22 protein-coding genes are annotated in these 20,845 nt (G+C 72.1%); 8 read left to right on the forward strand and 14 right to left on the reverse strand.

Features of this window, described 5'->3' with window-relative positions; genetic code table 11:
- The coding region (locus GQS09_RS17960) for an RNA polymerase sigma factor SigF (protein ID WP_165987465.1) at positions 1-878 on the forward strand (878 nt) is incomplete at its 5' end.
- 84 nt (positions 879-962) lie between these two features.
- Here the strand turns inward: GQS09_RS17960 and GQS09_RS17965 are convergent.
- Positions 963-1,412 (reverse strand): hypothetical protein, encoded by a 450-nt coding sequence (locus GQS09_RS17965; protein WP_165987467.1) that lies wholly within the window; start codon positions 1,410-1,412, stop codon positions 963-965.
- Between the two features lie 112 nt (positions 1,413-1,524).
- Here GQS09_RS17965 and GQS09_RS17970 point away from each other — a divergent pair, with 112 nt between their 5' ends.
- Both GQS09_RS17970 and GQS09_RS17975 read left to right on the forward strand, forming a co-directional pair.
- Positions 1,525-2,493: a diacylglycerol kinase family protein gene (locus GQS09_RS17970; protein WP_165987468.1), complete on the forward strand. Its 969-nt coding sequence runs from the start codon at positions 1,525-1,527 to the stop codon at positions 2,491-2,493.
- Between the two features lie 332 nt (positions 2,494-2,825).
- On the forward strand, positions 2,826-3,083 hold the full coding sequence (locus GQS09_RS17975) for a WhiB family transcriptional regulator (RefSeq protein ID WP_093840606.1): 258 nt from the start codon (positions 2,826-2,828) through the stop codon (positions 3,081-3,083).
- Positions 3,084-3,244: 161 nt separating this feature from the next.
- On the opposite strand, the gene GQS09_RS17980 is transcribed toward GQS09_RS17975, so the two are convergent.
- Positions 3,245-4,747 (reverse strand): PAS domain-containing sensor histidine kinase, encoded by a 1,503-nt coding sequence (locus GQS09_RS17980; RefSeq protein ID WP_207957975.1) that lies wholly within the window; start codon positions 4,745-4,747, stop codon positions 3,245-3,247.
- A gap of 385 nt (positions 4,748-5,132) precedes the next feature.
- Positions 5,133-5,744, reverse strand: a complete 612-nt coding sequence (locus GQS09_RS17985) for a TetR/AcrR family transcriptional regulator (protein ID WP_165987472.1) — start codon at positions 5,742-5,744, stop codon at positions 5,133-5,135.
- 252 nt (positions 5,745-5,996) lie between these two features.
- Between GQS09_RS17985 and GQS09_RS17990 the strand changes: the two genes are divergently transcribed.
- Positions 5,997-6,752, forward strand: coding sequence for a glucose 1-dehydrogenase (locus GQS09_RS17990; protein WP_165987474.1), 756 nt, complete (start codon positions 5,997-5,999; stop codon positions 6,750-6,752).
- 72 nt (positions 6,753-6,824) lie between these two features.
- Here the strand turns inward: GQS09_RS17990 and GQS09_RS17995 are convergent, their stop codons facing one another.
- The 6 genes from GQS09_RS17995 to GQS09_RS18020 form a co-directional block, all read right to left on the reverse strand.
- Positions 6,825-7,802, reverse strand: a complete 978-nt coding sequence (locus GQS09_RS17995; protein WP_165987476.1) for a TIGR04222 domain-containing membrane protein — start codon at positions 7,800-7,802, stop codon at positions 6,825-6,827.
- A gap of 98 nt (positions 7,803-7,900) precedes the next feature.
- Entirely contained in the window at positions 7,901-8,971 is a 1,071-nt protein-coding gene (locus GQS09_RS18000) for an SIS domain-containing protein (RefSeq protein ID WP_165987478.1), read from the reverse strand.
- 60 nt (positions 8,972-9,031) lie between these two features.
- Positions 9,032-10,627, reverse strand: coding sequence for a glycoside hydrolase family 3 protein (locus GQS09_RS18005; RefSeq protein WP_165987481.1), 1,596 nt, complete (start codon positions 10,625-10,627; stop codon positions 9,032-9,034).
- An 11-nt stretch (positions 10,628-10,638) separates the two neighbouring features.
- Positions 10,639-11,484: a carbohydrate ABC transporter permease gene (locus GQS09_RS18010; RefSeq protein ID WP_313896200.1), complete on the reverse strand. Its 846-nt coding sequence runs from the start codon at positions 11,482-11,484 to the stop codon at positions 10,639-10,641.
- Between the two features lie 206 nt (positions 11,485-11,690).
- A complete protein-coding gene (locus GQS09_RS18015) occupies positions 11,691-12,647 on the reverse strand; it encodes a carbohydrate ABC transporter permease (RefSeq protein WP_165987483.1) in 957 nt (318 codons plus the stop codon).
- A gap of 177 nt (positions 12,648-12,824) precedes the next feature.
- Positions 12,825-14,108 (reverse strand): extracellular solute-binding protein, encoded by a 1,284-nt coding sequence (locus tag GQS09_RS18020; protein WP_165987485.1) that lies wholly within the window; start codon positions 14,106-14,108, stop codon positions 12,825-12,827.
- Between the two features lie 270 nt (positions 14,109-14,378).
- Here GQS09_RS18020 and GQS09_RS18025 point away from each other — a divergent pair, with 270 nt between their 5' ends.
- Together GQS09_RS18025 and GQS09_RS18030 are read left to right on the forward strand one after the other, a co-directional pair.
- Positions 14,379-15,206 (forward strand): GntR family transcriptional regulator, encoded by an 828-nt coding sequence (locus GQS09_RS18025; protein WP_399552555.1) that lies wholly within the window; start codon positions 14,379-14,381, stop codon positions 15,204-15,206.
- Positions 15,207-15,361: 155 nt separating this feature from the next.
- Positions 15,362-15,859 (forward strand): GNAT family N-acetyltransferase, encoded by a 498-nt coding sequence (locus GQS09_RS18030; RefSeq protein ID WP_165987487.1) that lies wholly within the window; start codon positions 15,362-15,364, stop codon positions 15,857-15,859.
- Between the two features lie 85 nt (positions 15,860-15,944).
- Here the strand turns inward: GQS09_RS18030 and GQS09_RS18035 are convergent, their stop codons facing one another.
- Positions 15,945-16,337: a hypothetical protein gene (locus tag GQS09_RS18035; protein WP_165987489.1), complete on the reverse strand. Its 393-nt coding sequence runs from the start codon at positions 16,335-16,337 to the stop codon at positions 15,945-15,947.
- Positions 16,338-16,423: 86 nt separating this feature from the next.
- Positions 16,424-16,837 carry a hypothetical protein gene (locus GQS09_RS18040; RefSeq protein ID WP_165987490.1) on the reverse strand — a complete coding sequence of 138 codons (414 nt, stop codon included), beginning with the start codon at positions 16,835-16,837 and terminating at the stop codon, positions 16,424-16,426.
- Positions 16,838-16,955: 118 nt separating this feature from the next.
- Between GQS09_RS18040 and GQS09_RS18045 the strand changes: the two genes are divergently transcribed.
- A complete protein-coding gene (locus tag GQS09_RS18045) occupies positions 16,956-17,774 on the forward strand; it encodes a helix-turn-helix transcriptional regulator (RefSeq protein WP_313896199.1) in 819 nt (272 codons plus the stop codon).
- Positions 17,771-17,962 carry a DUF397 domain-containing protein gene (locus tag GQS09_RS18050; RefSeq protein ID WP_165987491.1) on the forward strand — a complete coding sequence of 64 codons (192 nt, stop codon included), beginning with the start codon at positions 17,771-17,773 and terminating at the stop codon, positions 17,960-17,962. The genes GQS09_RS18045 and GQS09_RS18050 overlap by 4 nt, the downstream gene beginning before the upstream one ends.
- A gap of 40 nt (positions 17,963-18,002) precedes the next feature.
- Here GQS09_RS18050 and GQS09_RS18055 read toward each other — a convergent pair whose 3' ends face one another.
- The 3 genes from GQS09_RS18055 to GQS09_RS18065 all read right to left on the reverse strand — a co-directional run.
- Entirely contained in the window at positions 18,003-18,992 is a 990-nt protein-coding gene (locus GQS09_RS18055) for a zinc-dependent alcohol dehydrogenase family protein (protein WP_165987492.1), read from the reverse strand.
- Positions 18,989-19,909: a carbohydrate ABC transporter permease gene (locus tag GQS09_RS18060; protein ID WP_165987493.1), complete on the reverse strand. Its 921-nt coding sequence runs from the start codon at positions 19,907-19,909 to the stop codon at positions 18,989-18,991. Before GQS09_RS18060 ends, GQS09_RS18055 begins: the two co-directional genes overlap by 4 nt.
- Positions 19,909-20,845 (reverse strand): carbohydrate ABC transporter permease (locus tag GQS09_RS18065; RefSeq protein WP_243761525.1); only part of this gene is annotated, 937 nt, incomplete at its 5' end. The genes GQS09_RS18065 and GQS09_RS18060, both read right to left, overlap by 1 nt.

Raw genomic sequence — 20,845 nt, forward strand, 5'->3', positions numbered from 1 at the left:
GCCCGGCCGGGCCGCCCCCGGAGGCGCCCCCGGAGGCCGTCCCGCACCCCTCGCCCGACGCACCGGGCCCGCTCCCGGGCGGTGGCACGGGCGGCGCCGGAGGCAACGGCGGCGGCCGGAATGCGCAGGACCGCGGCGCGGCCCGGGACCTGTTCATCGAGCTGCGCACCCTTCCCGAGGGCTCGGCGCAGCGGGCGGAGCTGCGCGACCGCCTGGTCCGCATGCATCTGCCGCTGGTCGAGCACCTGGCGCGGCGGTTCCGCAACCGCGGCGAGCCGCTGGACGACCTCACCCAGGTGGCCACCATCGGCCTGATCAAGTCGGTGGACCGCTTCGACCCGGACCGCGGTGTGGAGTTCTCCACCTATGCCACCCCGACCGTGGTCGGCGAGATCAAGCGCCACTTCCGCGACAAGGGCTGGGCCGTGCGGGTGCCCCGCCGGCTCCAGGAGCTGCGGCTGTCGCTGTCCACCGCCACCGCCGAGCTGTCCCAGCAGCACGGCCGGGCGCCGACCGTGCACGAGCTGGCCGAGCGGCTGAAGATCTCCGAGGACGACGTGCTGGAGGGTCTGGAGTCGGCCAACGCCTACTCCACTCTCTCCCTGGACGTCCCGGACACCGACGACGAATCACCCGCCGTGGCCGACACCCTGGGCGCGGAGGACGACGCCCTGGAGGGCGTGGAGTACCGGGAGTCGCTCAAGCCGCTGCTGGAGGAACTGCCGCCGCGCGAGAAGAAGATCCTGCTGCTGCGCTTCTTCGGCAATATGACGCAGTCGCAGATCGCACAGGAGGTCGGCATCTCGCAGATGCATGTCTCCCGGCTGCTGGCCCGCACCCTGGCCCAGCTGCGCGACAAGCTGCTCGTCGAGGAGTGAGCCACCGTTCCTCCCCGGAGCGTTCCGGCCGGCCGGAACGCTCCGGCGGGGACGGCTCGGGCGGGACGGCTCGGGCGGGACGGCTCAGACGGGACGGCTTCCGGGCGCGGCGGTGCCCAGCGCCTCGGTGGTCTGCGCGGAGAACAGGCACACCAGCGCGGCCGCGGCGGCGAGCATCAGCGCCAGCCCGGCGGGCCGCAGCAGCCCGCCCTGGGCGACGAGTTCGAAACCGATCGGCAGGCAGAGGATCTGCACCAGGACCGCCGGCCCCCGGGCCCAGCGGCGCAGCCGCCACAGGCCGAGCGCGGCGGAGAGCGGGATCGCGGCCAGCGCCAGCACGGTCACCGCGCCGGTGACGGCCTGCGCCACGCCGTCCGGTTCTCCGGTGACCACCAGCACCAGCATGAGCACCCCGAGTCCGGCGGTGACCAGGCCCTGCAGGCCGGTCAGCACGGCCGCGGCGGCGGTGCGCGGCGGGCGGGCGGCGGGGGCGGACGGGCTCCTCGGCCCCTCGGGGGCGGCCTTCTCACTCACCCCGCCAGCGTAGCGCCACCCCCGCCGCTCCCCCGGCCGGCGCCCGCCGCGCCGCGGGCCCCGGACGCTCCGCCCGCGCAGCGGTGAGCGGGCGGCGGTTACGCTGCATGGCATGCGCGCACTTCTCGTGGTGAATCCGGCGGCGACAACCACCAGTGTCCGGACCCGTGAAGTGCTGACGCATGCGCTGGCCAGCGAGCTGAAGCTGGAAGTGGCCGCCACCGAGTACCGGGGCCACGCCCGGGAGCTGGCGCGGCGGGCGGCCGAGCAGGGCTCGGTGGAGGCGGTGATCGCGCTCGGCGGCGACGGCACGGTCAACGAGGTGGTCAACGGTCTGCTGGAGCACGGGCCGGACCCGGACCGGCTGCCCCGGCTGGCCGTGGTGCCGGGAGGTTCCACCAATGTCTTCGCCCGCGCGCTGGGCATGCCCAACGATGTGGTGGAGGCGACCGGCGCGCTGCTGGACGCGCTGCGCACCGGCAGCGAGCGGCTGATCGGCCTGGGCCATGCCTCCGGCCCGGCGGACAGCCTGGACGCCGAGGTGCCGGGCCGCTGGTTCACTTTCTGTGCCGGCCTGGGTTTCGACGCCGGGGTGGTGGGCCGGGTGGAGGCGCAGCGCGCGAGGGGGAAGCGCTCCACCCATGCGCTGTATGTGCGGCAGACGATGCGGCAGTTCCTCGGCGGCGGGCGCCGCTCCCGGGGCACGATCAGCGTGGAGCGGCCCGGTGAAGAACCGGTAACCGGTCTGGTGATGACGATAGTCTGCAACACCAATCCGTGGACTTATCTGGGAAATCGGCCCGTGTACCCCGTTCCGGGGGCGTCGTTCGACTCGGCGCTCGATGTGATGGGGCTGACCAGTCTTTCCCCGACGGCCCTGACCCGGTACGGAACGCAACTGCTGCGTTCCACTCCGGAGCGCGGGGTGCATGGCAAGCATGCGCTGTCACTCCACGACGTTGCGCTGTTCACGCTGCGTTCCACGGAGCCGCTCCCCTTTCAGCTCGACGGCGACCACCTCGGGGTGCGCACCGCCGTGACTTTCTCGGGCGTAGCCCGTGCACTGCGTGTGATTGTGTGAGTAGAAGCGCCGAAAGTCCTTCCAGTCGAACGTTTAGGCGTGCCTCAACCCGCTGGAACTAGGGTTGTGAGCTAGGCGACACCGAAGAATCAAAAAAAACTTTCCAGAAGGGGTTGTATCGGCGCCCGAGGTTTGCGAACCTCTACATGGCGATCGGGACGGGCCGCACGGCCGGTCCCTTGAGAGCCCGACTCCCCCCTCTCGCCCCGAATGGGACATGGCAAGGGGTCCTTTCAGCGACTCTGAGCAATGACTCGTTTCTGTCGGGGGACTCGTGAAAGCGTTCACATTCACAAGCAACGAGACTGCAACCCGCAGGAGATGGAGCAGACATGGACTGGCGTCACCGCGCCGTTTGCCGCGAAGAAGACCCTGAACTCTTCTTCCCGATCGGCAACACCGGTCCTGCGCTGCTGCAGATCGAGGAGGCCAAGGCGGTCTGCCGCCGCTGCCCCGTTCAGGAACAGTGCCTGCAGTGGGCACTGGAGACCGGCCAGGACTCCGGCGTCTGGGGCGGCCTGAGCGAGGACGAGCGTCGTGCCATGAAGCGCCGTGCCGCCCGCAACCGCGCCCGCAAGGCCACCGCCTGACCTGAGCAACGGTTCAGCGCCGGGCGAGGGCCACGCACTGACCGGCCACCACCCGCCACCCCGAGTCGCAGCACCGCAGCACCACGCAGAGCACGCAGCACGCAGCAGCACCGCGCCCCGAAGCTTCGAGCCCCGTACCGCAGAGCACCGCGGTACGGTGCTCAACGCTTGGCGGGCGGCAGCGGGAGGTCGATGATCACCCGGGTGCCGCCCTCGTGTGCCGTGGTCATCTCGAACCGGCCGCCCAACTCCCCCTCCACCAGGGTGCGGACGATCTGCAGCCCGAGATTGCCGGAGGTGTGCGGATCGAAGCCGGCGGGCAGCCCGCGCCCGTCGTCCTGCACGGTGACCAGCAGCCGTCCCGGCCCGCGGCCCGACTCGCTGCGGGCCGCGCCGACCTCCACCGTGCCCTTCTCCCCCGGCCCGAAGGCGTGTTCCAGCGCGTTCTGCACGATCTCGGTGAGCACCATGGACAGCGGGGTGGCCGTCTCGGCGTCCAGCACCCCGAACCGCCCGGTGCGGCGGTGGGTGATCCGGCCCGGGGACAGCTCGGCCACCATGGCCAGCACCCGGTCCGCGATCTCGTCGAACTCCACCCGCTCGTCCAGGTTCTGGGAGAGCGTCTCGTGCACGATGGCGATGGAGCCCACCCGGCGGACCGCCTCGTCCAGGGCCACCTTGGCCGGATTGGCCGGGCTGTCGGGGTTGTCGCCGCCGGCCGCTCCTATCCGCCGGGACTGGAGCCGCAGCAGCGCGGCCACCGTCTGGAGGTTGTTCTTCACCCGGTGGTGGATCTCCCGGATGGTGGCGTCCTTGGTGAGGAGTTCCCGTTCCCGGCGGCGGAGTTCGGTGACGTCGCGGAGCAGGATGATGGAGCCGATCCGCTCGCCGCGCGGCTTGAGCGGGATGGCGCGCAACTGGATCACGCAGTCCGCGCCCTCGATCTCGGCCTCCCGGGGCGCCCAGCCGCTTGCCAGTTTGACCAGGGATTCGTCCACCGGGCCGCGGGTGGGGGCCAGTTCGGCGGTGGTCTGGCCGAGTTCCAGGCCGACCAGGTCGGCGTTCAGGCCCAGCCGGTGGTAGGCGGAGAGCGCGTTGGGGCTGGCGTACTGGACGATGCCGTCGGCGTCCAGCCGGATGAAGCCGTCGCCGACCCGGGGCGCGCGGTCCATGCCGCCCTGCTGGTCGGGGTAGGGGAAGGCGCCGGTGGCGATCATCTGGGCCAGGTCGGCGGCGCTCTGCAGGTAGGTGAGCTCCAGCCGGCTGGGGGTGCGCACGGTGAGCAGATTGGTGTTGCGGGCGATCACGCCCAGCACCCGGCTGTCCCGGCGGACCGGGATGGACTCCACCCGGACCGGGACCTCCTCGCGCCACTCCGGGTCGCCCTCGCGCACGATGCGGCCCTCGTCCAGGGCCGCGTCCAGCAGCGGGCGGCGCCCGCGTGGCACGGTGTGGCCGACCATGTCGTCCTGGTAGGAGGTCGGGCCGGTGTTGGGGCGCATCTGGGCGACCGAGATGTAGCGGTCGCCGTCCCGGGTGGGCAGCCACAGCACCAGGTCGGCGAAGGAGAGGTCGGCCAGCAGCTGCCACTCGCTCACCAGCAGATGCAGCCATTCGAGATCGGTCTCGTCCAGGTCGGTGTGCGCGCGGACGAGGTCGTTCATGGAGGGCACACGGCCGAGCTTACCGGCGGTCACACCATTGACCTGCACTTCCCCTGCTCCGCACGGCACCCGGGACGGCGCCGGGGCGAACTCACTCACCGTGATCATGTCCTCAAGAGGCGACATCACGGTGACCATTCCCCGCGGCGAGAGCAAAAACTCGGACAGGTTTCGTTCAGAGCATGGACACAAGTGATTGGTCCAGTCCAGAATGACGGCAGGCTTCTGTCCTCTCCGCACAAGAGGACAGAGCGAGGCCACGGCACTCTCTGCCCTGACGGTGCTCTGGCCGCGATGCTCCGGGCTGCGGTGCCGGGGGAGTTGAGGGTCTCCCGCCGGCGCCGCGGCCCGTGGCTGTTCCCGGGGCCGCCTCCGTGCCCGCCGCTCAGCCGTCCCGCGCACCCGGCCAGGCGGCCATGGCGGTCTCCGCCACCGCCTCCAGTTCCGCCCGCCCGGCGCCGTCCCGGGCCTGCTGGCTCATGCCCTGCATCACGGCGGCGACGAACCGGGCCAGCCCGGCCGCGTCGGTGTCGCCCGGCAGCACCCCGGCCGCCATGTCCGCGCGAATCCGGCCCTCGATGAGCGCCGCATTGCCCTCCCGCAGGCCCCGCAGCTTCTCCATCACGTCCCGGGAGGAGTCGGTGCAGTTGACCGCGGCATTGGTGACCAGGCAGCCCGGGGGGCGGCCGGGCTCGGTGTAGTGGGCCGCGGCCTCCCGCAGCAGCCGGTGCACGGCCGCCCCCGCGGTGGGCTCCTCGGCCAGCGCGCGCCGGGTGAAGCCACCGCAGTCGGACATGTAGGTCTCCACCGCTTCCAGGAAGAGGGCCTTCTTGTCCCCGAAGGCGGCGTAGAGGCTGGGCGCGCCGATGCCCATGATCCGGGTGAGATCGGAGACGGAGGTCGGCTCGTAGCCCTGCTCCCAGAAGGTCTCGACCGCCTTCCGCAGAGCCGCGTCCCGGTCGAAGGACCGGGGACGCCCGCGCCGTTTCTCCGTCATGGCACCCATGGTGCCAGATCCGGACATTTTCTATAGCGTGCGCTACAGCAGCAGCCGGGCTCTGCTCCGGTCCCGCCGGACGTTTCCGCGTGGTGGACCCCCGCCCGGACTCTGAGCCGAGGGCCGGCCTCCCCGCACCGCCGCCCCGGCCCGGCCATTATCTAGCGCTCGCTACACAATCCACCCCGACGGGTGCTACCGTGCCCACCGCGCTCCAAATATGTATCGCTCACTACAGAAAGAGGGTGCGGCATGGCCACACTCATCGGCAGGACGGCAGTGGTGACCGGCGCCGGCCGGGGCATCGGGCGGGCCATCGCCCGGCGGCTGGCGCGGGACGGCGCCCGGGTGGCCGTGCACTACGGCAGCAGCGAGACGGCGGCCAAGGAGACCGTGGCCGCGATCGAGGCCGAGGGCGGCAGCGCCTTCCCGCTCCGGGCGGACCTGAGCACGCCCGACGGCCCGCAGCAGCTCTGGGAAGCCTTCGACCGGGAGGCGGACGAGCTGCACATCCTGGTCAACAACGCCGGGGTGTCCGGCAACTGGTCAGCCATCGAGGAGCTGACCGCGGAGGACTTCGACCACATCTTCGCGGTCAACGCCAAGGCCCCGTTCTTCGTCACCCAGGCGGCGCTGGGGCGGCTGAGCGAGGGCGGGCGGATCGTCAACATCTCCAGCAGGGTGACCCGGGTGGTGCTGGAGGGCCGGCTGATCGCCTACGCCGCCAGCAAGGGCGCGGTGGACGTGTTCACCAGGACGCTCGCCAACGAGCTGGGGCCGCGCCGGATCACCGTCAACGCGGTGGCACCCGGCGCCACGGACACCGACATGTCGGCCCCGTATCTGGATTCCGCCCCGGAGGCCCGCAGCCAGGCGGGCGCCCTGGCGGCCCTCGGCCGGGTGGGCGAACCCGCCGACATCGCCGATGTGGTGGCCTTCCTGGCCTCCGACGACGCCCGCTGGATCACCGGCCAGTGGATCGACACCAGCGGCGGCGTGCGGCTCTGACGCGGCTCCACCGCACGCCTGCGGAAGCGGGGGTGCGGGCGGCCCGGTCCCGGCCGCCCGCACCCCCGCCGCTCACTCCCCGCCTCCCCCGCAGCCACCGCCGCCGCAGCCACCGCAACCGCCGTCACCGCCTCCGCAACCACCGTCACTGCCTCCGCAACCACCGTCACTGCTGTCACCACCGCCGCCACCGCCGCCACCGCCGCCACCGCCGCCACCGGTGCCGCCGCCACCGCCGCAGCCGCCGCAGCCCCCTCCTCCGCCGCCGGCGATGGAGCCGTCGCCGCAGCCACCGTGGGAGGCAGGGGCACCGGAACCGGTGGCACCCGAATACCCCCAGCCGGCCGACACCGGCAGTGCCGACAGTCCGGCCAGCGCCACCGCCGCCGCGGCGCCGGTTCCCTGCCAGGGATTCGACCGGCGCACCCGGCGCAGTACGGCACGGCCGGCCCCGGTGCGCGGCACGCCCGGTGCCCACAGCACCTGTCCGGTCAGCAGCGCGCTGGCCGCGACCCATGCCAGTCCCCACGCCGGTCCGGAACCGACCTCGGGCGCCGTCACCATCGCGTAGACCAGGGCGAGGAAACAGGACGCCAGATGCTCCCATCCGGTGCGCTGCCACCGGCGCCAGTCGGCGGCGTCATGGGCCAGCCCTCTGGCGGCCAGCCGCTCGCCCACGGCCAGTACCGCGGGGGCGGCACCGGCCCCGCGGCGCACCGCTTCGATGCTGCGCGCCGCGGACGGCTCCGACAGCTGGTCCAGGACCGCCCGTTCCACCGCGTCGGTGGAGAGCGGCGGACGGTCGGGCCGAATCCAGCCAGGGCCGAGACGTACGGCTCCCCGCACCTGCAGCCAGCACATCGCCGTGTCCGCCACCCGCTCCGGCCCCCCGGCGAGATAGGCGACCTCGTACAGCGTGCGGGCCTCCCGGCCGATGGACATGGCGGGGCGGTTCCGGGCGCGGCTGCGGGCGGTGATCTGGCGCAGCAGGGTGTACACCACCAGGCACAGCAGCAGCCCCAGCACCCCGAACAAGACGGCATCCTTCATCAGACCGCTCCCCCTCGCGTGCCTGAAGTTCCTGCCCGACAGGGGTGTGACCGCCCGGGCCGCCGGCGAAACCCGGGTCGCCGGATTGTGACAAACCGTCAGCGGGTTTCGGTGATCTTGGCCAGGGAGCGGGGGGCGTCGGGGTCCTGGCCGCGGGCGATGGTCACCTCGTGGGCCAGCAGCTGGAGCGGCAGGATCTCCAGGACCGGCTGGAGCTCCTCCGGGACGCCCTCGGTGGGCAGCACGAAACCGGCCGAGGCGCCGGCCACGGCCGTGGCCGGGCCGATCACCATCAGGTCGGCGCCGCGGTCGGCCAGCCGCTCCAGCACCGGCCGCAGCGCGGTGCCGCCGTGCCCCTCGGTCACGATGGCGATCACCGGGGAGACGTTGTCCACCATGGCCAGCGGGCCGTGCAGCAGATCGGCGCCGGAGTAGGACAGGGCGGGGATGTAGCTGGTCTCCATCAGCTTCAGCGCCGCCTCCTTGGCGGTGGGGTAGCCGTAGCCGCGGGAGGTGATGACCATCCGTTCGGCGAAGCGGTACCGGGCGGCCAGCGAGCGGATCTCCGGGCCGCGGGCGAGAATCTTCCCGGCCAGCGCGGGCAGTTCCCCGGCCGCCCCGGCCGCCCCGGCCGCGGCCGGGCCCCCGCCACCGGCCCCGAGGGCGTCCACGAAGAGGTACAGGGCCAGCAGCGAGGCGGTGTAGGTCTTGGTCGCGGGCAGGGCACGCTCCGGCCCGGCCAGGATGTCGATGTGGTACTCGCTGACCGCGGCCAGCGGGGAGTCCGGGTTGTTGGTCACGGCAAGGGTGATCGCCCCGGCCTCCCGGGCGGCCTTGGTGGAGGCCACCAGATCGGGCGAGCCGCCGGACTGGCTCACCGTGATCACCAGCACATCGGTCAGGTCCTGCCGGGCGTTGTAGGCGGTGGTGACCGACATCGAGGTCAGCCCGCAGGGCTTGCCGAGCCGGATCTCCAGCAGGTACTTGGCGTACAGCGCCGCGTTGTCCGAGGTGCCGCGCGCGGTGAGCAGCACGAAGCGCGGGGCGCGCGCCGCGATCTCCCCGGCCACGGCCCGGATGCGGGCCGCGCCCTCGTCGAGCAGCCGACGCAGCACGGCCGGCTGTTCGGCGATCTCCCGGGCCATGATGCGTCCGGCCTGCGCGGTCATTGCAAGTGCCTCCAGTCGGGCGGGGTGGTTCGGTACAGCGGCGGAGGGGGCGACGCCGGTTCAGGCCGAGGCATCGGTGAGGGCCTCGGCCGCGGCCTGGCCGCAGACCCGGGCGGCGCCGTGGGTGGCGAGGTGCAGCGCGCCGCGCGGCGGGGCCTGCGGGATGCCCATCTCCACCACCAGGGTGTCGGGACGGGCGGCCAGCAGCGCGTCCAGCGCGGCGGCCATCCAGGGGTGCCGGTGGACGTCGCGCACCACGGCCACCACCGGGCGCTCCCCGGCGCCCGCCAGGATGTCCGCCACCAGCCGCCCGGTGCCGTCCGCCTCGGCCCGTTCCCGGCCGTAGCGGGCGACCCGGGTGCCGGGCAGCAGCCGGTCCAGGTGGGAGCCCACGCCCCAGGCGGTCTCGGCGCCGACCGCGATGTTGGCGGCGGCGGAGAACTCGGCGACATAGGGCGGGGCGGTGAGCACCGGCCGCGGCGCGCCCGGGTCGCCGGGCGTGATCCGCAGGGCGCGGCGGGCGGCGGCCAGGCCGATCTCCCCGTCGGCACCGGCCGCCGTTCCCGCCGCGCCGGCTGCGTCTCCTCCCGCCCCGGGCTGTGCGGCGGCAGGCCGCGCGGGGTGGTGTGCGGTGCGCTGCTCCGCGGCCCAGCGGCCCAGCGCGCGCACCCGCTCGGCGGCGTCGTGCAGCCGCTCCTCGGGCAGTTCGCCGGAGCGGACCGCGGCCACGATGGCGTCGCGGAGCCGCTCCACCTCGGCCCAGTCGGAGGCGCGGCCGGCCACGCAGATGGCGTCCGCCCCGGCGACGATCGACAGCGCGGCGCCGCGCGGCATGCCGTAGGTCGCGGCGATGGCGTCCATGTCCAGCGCGTCGGTGAAGATCACCCCTTCGAAGCCGAGGCCGCCCTCGCTCACCGGGGCGCGCAGCAGCCCCGTCAGCACGGCCGGGCTGAGCGTGCCCGGCCGTTCCGCGTCCAGGGCCGGGACCACGATGTGCGCGGACATCACGCACCTGGTGCCGGCCGCGATCGCCGCCCGGAAGGGGACCAGCTCGCGGGCGTGCAGGGTGTCCAGGTCCACCGGGATGCGCGGCATGGCCAGGTGGGAGTCGGTGTCGGTGTCGCCGTGGCCCGGGAAGTGCTTGACGCAGGCGGCGATCCCGGCCGACTGGAGCCCTTCCACGAAGGCGGCGGTGTGCCGGGCGACCAGCCCGGGGTCGTCGCCGAAGGAGCGGGTCCCGATCACCGGGTTGCGCGGGTCGGAGTTGACGTCCGCGGACGGCCCCCACACCAGGTTGGGCCCGGCGGCGGCGATCCGGCGGCCCATTTCCGCGGCCACGGCCCGGGTGAGCGCGGGGTCGTCGACCGCGCCCAGGGCGTTGCTGCCCGGGAAGGAGGAGCCGGTGCGCACCTCCAGCCGGGTGACGTCCCCGCCCTCCTCGTCCAGGGCGAGCAGCACCTCGGGGTTGGCGGCCCGCAACCGGCCGGTGAGGGCGGCGAGCTGTTCGGCCGAGACCACGTTCCGGCCGAAGATGCCGACCCCGGTCATGCCGTTCTCCAGGCCGCGCAGCAGCCAGTCGGGGGCGGTGCCGGTGCCGTCGAAGGCGGGCTGGAGGACGGCCAGGGCGTCGCGGGCGATGCGGGCTTCGTCACTCATGGGCTGGTCTGCTATCCCTTCACGGCACCGGCGGCCATGCCTCCGGTGACCCGTCGCTGGATGATCAGGAAGAGAACCACGACCGGGAGGGTCACCAGGGTGGAGGCGGCCATGGTGGCGCCCCAGTCGTTGCCGAACGCGGTCTGGAAGGAGGAGAGCCAGATGGGCAGGGTCTTCGCCTCCGGGGACTTGTTGAGCACCAGCACCATGGCGAACTCGTTCCAGGCCATGATGAAGCCGAAGATCGAAGTGGCCATCAGGCCGGGGGCGAGCAGCGGGAAGATCACCCGGAAGAAGGCGCCGGTCCGGCTGCAGCCGTCGATCATGGCGGCCTCCTCCAGGTCCTTGGGCACGGCGGCGATGAAGCCGCGCAGCGTCCAGATGGTGAAGGGCAGCGCCATCACGAAGTAGATCAGCGTCAGCGACCAGACGCTGTTCAGCATGTCCAGGTCGCGGGCGTTGAGGTACATCACGATGATGAGCACTTCCCAGGGCGCCATCTGGGCCACCATCACCACCAGCACCATGGCCCGGCGGCCCTTGAACCGCATCCGGGCCAGGGCGAAACCGGCCGCCAGCGCGACCAGCAGGGCCAGCAGCACCGCGCCCAGGGTGACGATCACACTGTTGGCGGCATAGGTCCAGAACAGGTCTGCACCAGTGGCGGTGGAGTAGTTGTCGAAGGTGGGGATGAAGAAGAAGGCCGGGTCCTTGGTGAGGATGTCCGACTGCGGCTTCAGCGAGCTGGAGATCATCCAGTACACCGGGAACAGGAACACCGCGGTGAGCAGCAGGGCGGCGGTGTTGGGCCAGATCCGGCGGAACAGGCCGGACCGGCCGCGCGGGGCCCGCCGCACGGGCGGGGCGGCCCGGCCCGGGGCCCCTTCCTTGCTGGTGCGCCCGGCGTCGCGAACGGCGTCGCGGGCGGCGTCGCCGCGGCCGGTGCCGTCGGCCACGGTCTGCCGGACGGGGTCGGCGGCCGGCGGAGCCCCCAGCGGCCCGGACACATTCAGCCCGGCCATGCGGTCCGTGGTCTGCTCGGGCGAGGCCGTGAAGTCGGGGCTCATGACTGCTGCTCCTTCTCCTGCTTGAGGATCAGGCGGAAGTAGAAGGACAGGGCGACCAGCAGGATCAGCAGGGTGAGCACGGAGATCGCGGCGGCGGCGCCGAACTGCTGCTGGCCCATGCCCTCGATGTACGCCATGACCGGCAGGGTCTCGGACTCGCGGTCCGGGCCGCCGCTGTTGAGGGCGTAGACCTGGGCGAACGCCTTGAACACCCAGATGATCTCCAGGAAGGTGGTGATCAGGAAGAACGGCCGCATGATGGGCAGCACGACGGACCAGAAGATCCGCCAGGCGGAGGCGCCGTCCATCCGGGCGGCCTCGTAGATCTCGCCGCTGATGGTGGTCAGGCCCGCGTAGAGGTTGAGCGCCACGAACGGGACCGACATCCACACGATGAGGACGGTGGCGATGGTGAGGGTGGAGAAGCCGGACTGGAACCAGTTGTGCTGCTCGTAGCCCTCGAAGCCGAGCGTGCGCATGACCCAGTTGGCCAGGCCGAACTGGGTGTCGAACAGCCAGCGGAAGACGGTCGTGCTGGGGATGATCGGCATGGCCCAGGCGAGCACCAGGGCGATGGAGAGGGTCAGCCGCATCCGCTTGCCGAGCCGGTTGAGCAGCAGCCCCACCAGGGTGCCGATCACCATGATCAGCACCACGTTGGCGCCCATGAAGACGAAGGTCCGCACGACGGTGGCCCAGAAGCGGTCGTCGCTGAGGACGTCCGCGTAGTTGTCCAGGCCGGTCCACTCGGTGGTGCGGGTGATGATCTGCCGCTTGCCGAACTCCTGGAAGGAGATCAGCACGTTGCGCAGCAGCGCCCAGCCCAGGATCAGGGCGAGGGAGGCCGCCGCGGGCAGGATCAGCAGATAGGGCACCAGGCCGGCCGCCGGGGGCCGGCGGGGCCGGCCGCGCGCCTCCGCGGCGGCGGGTATGCCCGGGGTCTGAGCCGTCATAGTCGTGTCTTCCGTCTTCCTCGTGCTCGTCCTCGCGCCGGGTTCTCGCGCCGGGTTCTCGCGCCGGTGCTCGCGCCGTGCCGTCCGGCGGCACGCCGTCCGGCGCCGTGCCGGGGTCCGGACAGCCCCCGGGGCCGCCGGCGGGGAATCGCGCCGGCGGCCCCTGCGGAGCAGGTGTCACTCGCGGTTGATGCGGTCCGTGATCTCCGCGTCGGCGGCCTCGGCCGCCGCGGCGTAGTCGTCACCGTTGAGCACCTTGGTCATGAACTCCTTGATGGGGTTCGGGTCGGTCTCGACATTGGCCCACCCGGTGGTCAGCGGAGGAAGGTAGCCGACGTTCGCGGCCTGCACCATGGCCTCGGCGAAGGAGCCGGCCTCCGGGCTGGCGGTCACATCGGTGCGGTTGGGCACCACGCCGCCGCCCATGGCGTCCACGTACTTCTGCGCCCACTCCTGGGAGGTGGCCATCTCCAGCCACTTGCCGGCGTACTCCTTGCTCCCGGCCCGCTCGGCCACGGCCAGGTTGGAGCCGCCCAGGAAGACGTGGCCCGGCTCGTCGGCGGTCTTGCCGGGGATCGGGAAGTAGCCGAAGTCGGCCGTCTCGCCCTTCTCCTCAATGGCGGCGATGGCACCGCCGGCCTCCCAGCCCAGGCCGATCCAGGAGGCGACCTCCTCGTTGGGGACCACGTCGACGGACTGCTGCGGGGTGGCCTCGTCGGTGTCCTTGGGGGCCGTGGAGAACTCCTGGAGCTGCTGGTAGAACTCCATGCCGGCCTGCGCCTGCGGGGTGTTGAGGGAGCCGGCCCACTCCTCGCCCTCCTTGACCGCGAAGGCGCCGCCCTCGTCGGCGATGAAGCCGCCGGCCACGTACCAGGACTGGCCGGGCAGGTAGATCGGCTGGGCATCGGTGTTGGCCTCGATGGTCTCCAGGGCCTCGATCCACTCCTCGCGGGTGGTCGGGACCTCGGCACCGGCCTCCGCCCAGATCGCCTTGTCATAGATGACGACCCGGTTGGCACCGTACATGGGAACGGAGTAAAGGGTGCCGTCCACCTGGGCGGACTCCAGCATGGTGGCGTTCCACGGCTCGCCGCCCAGGTCACCGAGCTCGGCAAGGCCGCCGGTGGCGGCGAAGCCCACGGTCTGGGTGTTGCCGATCTCCAGGACGTCCACGGTGCCGTCCTCGGAGAGGGCGGTGGTGATCTTCTCCTGGATGCCGTTCCATTCCTGGATCTCGACCTTGACGTCGACCCCGTGCTCGGCCTCGAAGGCGGTGTTGAGCTCCTCCAGCCAGGTGTCGGGGGCCGAACCGGTCATGATCCATACGGTGATCGCATCCGGCTTGTCGCCGCCTCCCCCGTTGCCCGCGTTGTCCTTGCCACTGTCGCCGTCGCTGCCGCACGCGACCACACCTGCGGCCATCGCTGCCACGCCGATGGCTGCCATAAGCTTGCGCTTCACGTCATCCTCCTCAGGGGGAGGCCGGACCCCCTTGCGCCTGGTCACGGGACGGCCTTTAGTGGTGTACTCAAGAGGTGTAGACCAGTTGCATGACAGGCTGGACTAGACCAGTAGGGGTGTCAAGGGCCGCACAAGAGACCGGCTCCGTCCGTTATCGGAACGACATCTGCGTGAAGAAGCGCCCGGGTTACGGCCCATGACACGATTGAGCCGCACTATTCGGAGGAGCCGGTGTCAGCAGCACAGAAAGAGCCGGGGAGGCGCGCCAAGGTGACCGAAGCAAGCGCTGTCAGCGCCGCGTCGTCCGGGACCGCCGCAGCAGGTTCCGGCAGCAACGCCGCAGGTGGACAGGGCACGGCAGGCGCGGACGGGGATCGCGCGCGCACCGCGCGGGTGCCCAAGTACTACCGGCTCAAGCGGCACCTTCAGGACATGACGGAGACCATGCCGCCGGGCACCCCGGTGCCGCCGGAGCGCTCACTGGCCGCGGAATTCGACACCTCCCGCACCACGGTGCGGCAGGCCCTCCAGGAGCTGGTGGTCGAGGGCCGGCTGGAGCGCATCCAGGGCAAGGGCACCTTCGTGGCCAAGCCCAAGGTGGCCCAGGTGCTGCAGCTGACCTCCTACACCGAGGACATGCGCGCGCAGGGCCTGGAGCCCACCTCGCAGCTGCTGGAGATCGGCTACATCACCGCCGACGACCGGCTCAGCCGGCTGCTGGACATCCCCGAGGGCGGCCGGGTGCTGCGCATCGAGCGCCTGCGGCTGGCCAACGGCGAGCCGATGGCCATCGAGACCACCCACCTGTCCCAGGAGCGTTTCCCGGCACTGCGCCGCTCCCTGGTGAAGTACACCTCGCTCTACACCGCGCTGGCCGAGGTCTACGGGGTGCACCTGGCGCACGCCGAGGAGACCATCGAGACCTCGCTGGCCACCCCCCGGGAGGCCGGTCTGCTGGGCACCGACGTCGGCCTGCCGATGCTGATGCTCTCGCGGCACTCCCGGGACAGCAACGGCGATCCGGTGGAGTGGGTGCGCTCGGTCTACCGCGGCGACCGCTACAAGTTCGTCGCCAACCTCGAACGCCCCCGCACGTAGCCGGCGACGCGGTGCCGCTCGCCGCTCTTCCCGCGGGAGCACGGAGCAGGATTCCGTCCGGGCACCCGGACCGGCCGCTTTACACGGGCGCCCCCGTTCCCGGGCGGGGGCACCCGCGCGGCCGCACTGTCCGTGCCATGCCGCACCATGGCCTGATGGACGTCACCATCCGCGAGGCCCTTCCCGAGGAGCTGCTGCCCGTCGCCGATCTGCTCGGCAGCGCCTATCTCAGCGACGGCCTGCTCAGCCTCGGCACCGAGGACCCCTACCTGGCCACCCTGCGCGACACCGCCCGCCGTGCCGCCGAGGCCACGCTGCTGGTCGCCGTCGATCCCGCGGACGGCGCCCTCCTCGGCACCGTCACCTTCACGCCCGACGGCCCCTATGCGGAGATATCCCGGCCGGACGAGGCCGAGTTCCGCATGCTGGCCGTCTCCCCCGGGGCGCGCGGCCGGGGCGTCGGCGAGGCACTGGTGCGCGCCTGCATCGGCCGCGCCCGGCGGCTCGGCATGCGCGGCATGGCCCTGTCCACATCACCGCGGATGCACAGCGCCCACCGTCTGTACCGGCGCCTGGGCTTCGTCCGCTCCCCCGAGCGGGACTGGTCCCCCTCACCGGACTTCACCCTGCACGTCTACACCCTCACCTGGTGACGCGCCCGGCGCCGGGCGCGTCACCGGCGCCGGTCAGAAGCCGCGCGGCGGCGCCCCCGGCCCGCCGACCGGGGGCNGGCGCCGGTCAGAAGCCGCGCGGCGGCGCCCCCGGCCCGCCGACCGGGGGCGGCGGCGCCCCCGGTCCGCCCTGTGGCGCGGCAAAGGACGCTCCCCCTGCCACCGCGGCCGGCCGCCGCGGCGAGCCGATGGACACGGCCACTGAGCCCAGCATGAGCCCGACGCCGGAGAGCCCCGCGACCATCGCCTCCCCCGGCCACTCGAACGATCCGTGCTGCGAGCTGCAGGTCTCCTCCGGCCGGGGGCTCTCCGCGGTGCCCCGGTTCTCGGCGGTGCACGTGTAGGAGAAGGAGACCGCCATGGTGTTCGGGCTGGACCCCATGACGCTCAGGGCGTAGACGAACATCGCCAGCCCTCCGAGCAGGAACAGCACCTGGAACGTGCGCGCAGCAGGATGCACCGAGCCCTCTCCCCCGGTCGACGACGCCTGCGACCCTACAGCCGCCCCGGACGGCCCATGCCGCGAGGAGAGCGGCATGAGAGCGGTCAATGGCCCTCGTGCCCGGCCAGCTTCCGGGCCCACAGGATCTCGGACATGTGGGCCGCCCGCAGATCGCTGGGCACGGTGCAGAGCTCCTCGCCGCTGATCTCCGACCGGAGCGTGACCCGGCGGCGGTCCACCCGGGTCACCGTGCAGACCTGGCCGTGGCGGACGGACCAGACGGCCGCGCCCGGCTCCAGCGTGATGCGGTGCGCCATCGCGCCGGTCAGCAGCAGATTGCCCACCGCCGCCGCGTCCTCCACGGTCAGGGGCGCGATGCCGACCCGCAGCCGGCCCTCGTCCCCGACCAGCCGGACCGGGGCGGTCACGCCCACCATGCCGAGCATGTCCCGCAGCAGATCGCGCGCCTGGCGGGCCGCCCGCGCGTGCCGGTCGGTGGTGAATTCCTGAACAGCCATGAACCGGATACCTCCTCCTCATTCGAGTGCACCCAGTCCATCGGCAGGACAGCGCGTCAGGGAACGTGCCAGCGTATGAACCCCTCAATTCCATGGCCGGGAAGGAGAGTCGGACGCCGTGACGATCGAACTTGACCAGACCGCCGCCCCCGAGGACTCGGTCCTGACGTTCTTCGGTGAGCAGCTCGCCGCGTACCGGAAGAAGGCCGGCTGGTCCCAGGAGCGGACCGCGAGGGAGGCCCGCTCGACGCAGTCGATGATCAGCAAGGTGGAAAAGGCCCGGCTCATCGCCTCCGATGTCCTCGCGGCCGACCTGGACCGCGCCTTCGGAACGGACGGCTACTTCACCCGCCTCCACGCCCTGGTGCTCCGCTACGCGTACCCGCGCTGGTTCCTGCCCTACATCGAACTGGAGCGGGACGCCGTCTCCATCCGGTCGTTCGAGGGGCAGGTTGTTCCGGGGCTGTTGCAGACGGAGGAGTACGCCCATGCGATGCTCGATGCCGTCAGGCCGGAGAACCTGGCGGAGCTGGTGGCCGTGCGCATGTCCCGGCAGGAGATCTTCGCCAGGGAACCACTGCCCCACACCTGGTTCATCATCGACGAGTTTGCCCTCATGCGGCACATCGGCGGTCCGGACGTGGTCCGCAGGCAGTTGCGGCACCTGCTGGAGGCCGGGCAGCATCCCCGCACCGTCATCCAGGTCATCCCGCGCACGGTCCCGGCGCGGCCCGCACTGGCAGGTCCCTTTACCCTGCTCACGCCGGAGGAGGGCGAAACCGTTGTCTATATCGACGGGTATCCGCAGGGTCGGCTGAGCCCGGATACTGGGGAGGTCACCGCCGCTGCCCATGCTTATGATCTGCTCCGGGCGGTGGCGCTGTCCCCGCAGCAGTCGGCCGAACTCATCGACACTCACGTCAGGGAACTCCCATGACCGCAAGCAGTCCGCAACAGGCATGGCGCAAGTCGAGCTACAGCGACAACGGCGGACCAAGCTGCCTGGAGGTGTGTGACGGCATACCCGGTGCCGTGCCCGTCCGGGACAGCAAGCAGCCGGATGCCGCCGGTCTGAGCATCCCGGCCCCCGCCTGGACCGCCTTCGTCAGGCATATCGTCCGCTGATCCGGGCGCGGCGGGCTCCCCGCGGGGGCCGGGCCACCGGTCAGGGCCGGACGAGGATCTTGCGGCCCTGGCCCGCGGCGAAGCGTTCCAGGGCCTGCGGGTAGTCGCCGAGCGGGAAGCGGTCGCTGATGAAGACGGCCGGGTCGATGACACCGGCGGCGAACAGTTCGGCGGCGCGTTCGAAGCTGTGCAGCACGGCCATCGAGCCGGTGATGGTGATCTCCTGGTTGTAGATGCGGTAGGGCTCGATGACGGCGGTGGTGGCGTAGTCGGCCACTCCGAACTGGAGGAAGGTGCCCGCCTTGGCGACCCGGCCCAGCCCGTCCTGGATGGCCTTGGCGTTGCCGGTGGCGTCGATGACCACGTCCCAGCCCTGCGGGCGGTCGAGTTCGCCGGCGTGCGTGGCCGTGGCGGTCACGCCCAGGGCGCGGGCGGTGGCCAGGCGGTCGGGGTTGATGTCCACCACCTCCACCGAGGCCGCGCCGGTGCGTTTGGCCAGCTCCAGCATCATCAGCCCCATGGTGCCGGAGCCGTAGACCAGGACGTGCGCGCCCATCCGGGCGGAGAGCACGTCGTAGCCGCGCACCGCGCAGGACAACGGTTCGATCAGGGCGGCGTCCTCGGTGGTGATGTGGTCGGGGAGCCAGACGCAGTTGGCCACCGGGGCGAGCGCGTACTCGGCTGCCCCGCCGGGCCGGGACACCCCGATGGCCTGCCAGTTGTCGCAGAGATTGGCGTGGCCGGTGCGGCAGTAGCGGCACTCGTGGCAGTAGAGGGAGGGGTCGACGGCCACCCGGTCGCCGACGGCGAGCTCGGTGACGCCCCGGCCGAGGGCGACGACCTCCCCGGCGAACTCGTGACCGGGGACGATGGGCAGCGTCGGGGCGAACTCGCCCTGCATGATGTGCAGATCGGTGCCGCACAGTCCGCAGGCCGCGACCCGCACGACCACCTGCCGGGGCCCGGGGGCCGGGTCCTCCACGGTGCTGACGGTGACGGCTCCCGGCGCCTCGATCAGTGCGGCTTTCACTTGACGGCTCCCAGTGACAGGCCCTGGACGAGTTTGTCCTGGGCGGCGAACCCCGCGGCGAGCACCGGCAGGGAGATGACCAGCGACGCGGCCGACACCTTGGCCAGGAACAGGCCCTGGCTGGTGATGAAGCCGGTCAGGAAGACCGGGGCGGTCTCGGCCGTGACCCCGGTGAGGACCCGCGCGAACAGCATCTCGTTCCAGGAGAAGATGAAGCAGATCAGCGCGGTGGCGGCGATGCCGGGCGCGGCGATGGGCGCGACCACCCGGGCCAGCACCACGGGCAGCCGGGCGCCGTCGATCTGGGCCGCCTCGATCAGCGAGGCCGGGACCTCGGCGAGGAAGGACTGCATCATCCACACCGCGATCGGCAGGTTCATCGCGGTGAAGAGGATGACCAGCAGCCAGACGTTGTCCAGCAGGCCGGTGTTCTTGGCGATCAGGTAGACCGGCAGCAGCCCGGCGACCAGCGGCAGCATCTTGGTGGAGAGGAAGAAGAACATCACGTCCCGCCACCGCTCCACCCGGCGGATGGACAGCGCGTAGGCGGCGGGCAGGGCCAGCAGCAGCACCAGCAGGGTGGAGCAGACCGAGGCGGTGGTGGAGTTGATCAGCGGCGGCCAGGGGCTGGCGCCGCCGTTCAGCCCGAAGAACTCCCGGTAGCTGTCCAGGGTGAGCGGTGCGGTGAAGGACGGCGGGTTGGTGGCGGCGTCCGGCTCGGCGTGGAAGGAGGTCAGTGCCATCCACGCCACGGGCAGCACGAAGAGGATTCCGGCCAGCCAGGCCAGCAGGGTGAGCGCGGCCGGACGCAGCCGGGCACGCGGGCGCTTCGCCGGTGCGGCGGACGGCCGCGGCGGGGTGCGTGGCGGGGTGCGTGGTGGGGTGCGTGGCGGGGTGCGTGGCGGGGTGGTCGTCATCAGCGGTGCGCCTCCTCGGTGAAGAGGGACGAGACGACCCGCAGCGCGAAGGTGGCCAGGATGATCGTGCCGATCACCACCAGCACACCGGCCGCCGAGGCCAGCCCGTACTCGTGCGCCTGGTAGAAGGTCTGGTAGATGGTGAAGGGCAGGTTGGCGGTGTCCAGTGCGCCGCCGGTGATGGTGAACACCGCGTCGAAGTGCTGGACGATGTAGATGGACCCGAGCAGGGCGCCGAGTTCGAGGTAGCGCCGCAGGTGCGGCAGGGTGAGATGGCGGAAGATCTGCCAGTCGCTCGCCCCGTCGATGCGGGCCGCCTCGACCACGTCCAGCGGCCGGCTCTGCAGCCCGGCCAGCAGGATCAGCATCATGAAGGGCGTCCACTGCCAGATCAGCGCGGCCTCGACGGCGGCCAGCGGGTGCTCCGAGATCCAGTCCGGCTGAGGGCCGCCGGCCAGCCCGAGCAGCCCGTTGAACAGCCCGTACTCGGGGTTGTAGAGGACGTGCTTCCACAGCAGCGCGGCGGCCACCGGCACCAGCAGGAACGGGGTGATCAGCAGGGTGCGCACCAGGCCCCGGCCCCGGAAGCGGCGGTCCAGCAGCAGCGCCAGCAGCAGCCCGAGGACGAGGGTGACCAGGACGACGGTGACGGTCAGCAGGATGGTGGTGACCACGGAGGAGCGCAGCCGGTCGTCGGCAAGCACGGTGGAGTAGTTGCCGAGGCCGGTGAACTCGCGGGCGTCGGGGTAGAGGGAGTTCCAGTCGAAGAGGGAGATCACCAGGGTGCCCAGGAAGGGCAGCTGGGTGACCACGATCAGGAAGACGAGGGCGGGCAGCAGCGGAGCGCGGACGGCCCAGGCGCGGGACCGGGCCCGGTCCCCGGGGCGCCCCCGCCGGGGCGGGCGCGTCCGGCCGGGGAACGGGGCCGGCCCGTTC

Source organism: Streptomyces sp. YIM 98790, from assembly GCF_011421595.1.
Classification (GTDB): Bacteria; Actinomycetota; Actinomycetes; order Streptomycetales; family Streptomycetaceae; genus Streptomyces.

Bases quoted from the DNA above. Each gene is read 5' to 3' on its own strand.
- GQS09_RS17970 (WP_165987468.1), top strand. From the start codon at position 1,525: ATGCGCGCACTTCTCGTGGTGAATCCGGCGGCGACAACCACCAGTGTC.
- GQS09_RS17995 (WP_165987476.1), bottom strand. From the start codon at position 7,802: ATGAAGGATGCCGTCTTGTTCGGGGTGCTGGGGCTGCTGCTGTGCCTG.
- GQS09_RS18050 (WP_165987491.1), top strand. From the start codon at position 17,771: ATGACCGCAAGCAGTCCGCAACAGGCATGGCGCAAGTCGAGCTACAGC.
- GQS09_RS18060 (WP_165987493.1), bottom strand. From the start codon at position 19,909: ATGACGACCACCCCGCCACGCACCCCGCCACGCACCCCACCACGCACC.
- GQS09_RS18000 (WP_165987478.1), bottom strand. From the start codon at position 8,971: ATGACCGCGCAGGCCGGACGCATCATGGCCCGGGAGATCGCCGAACAG.
- GQS09_RS18015 (WP_165987483.1), bottom strand. From the start codon at position 12,647: ATGACGGCTCAGACCCCGGGCATACCCGCCGCCGCGGAGGCGCGCGGC.
- GQS09_RS17985 (WP_165987472.1), bottom strand. From the start codon at position 5,744: ATGACGGAGAAACGGCGCGGGCGTCCCCGGTCCTTCGACCGGGACGCG.
- GQS09_RS18005 (WP_165987481.1), bottom strand. From the start codon at position 10,627: ATGAGTGACGAAGCCCGCATCGCCCGCGACGCCCTGGCCGTCCTCCAG.
- GQS09_RS18030 (WP_165987487.1), top strand. From the start codon at position 15,362: ATGGACGTCACCATCCGCGAGGCCCTTCCCGAGGAGCTGCTGCCCGTC.
- GQS09_RS17990 (WP_165987474.1), top strand. From the start codon at position 5,997: ATGGCCACACTCATCGGCAGGACGGCAGTGGTGACCGGCGCCGGCCGG.
- GQS09_RS17975 (WP_093840606.1), top strand. From the start codon at position 2,826: ATGGACTGGCGTCACCGCGCCGTTTGCCGCGAAGAAGACCCTGAACTC.
- GQS09_RS18040 (WP_165987490.1), bottom strand. From the start codon at position 16,837: ATGGCTGTTCAGGAATTCACCACCGACCGGCACGCGCGGGCGGCCCGC.
- GQS09_RS17980 (WP_207957975.1), bottom strand. From the start codon at position 4,747: ATGAACGACCTCGTCCGCGCGCACACCGACCTGGACGAGACCGATCTC.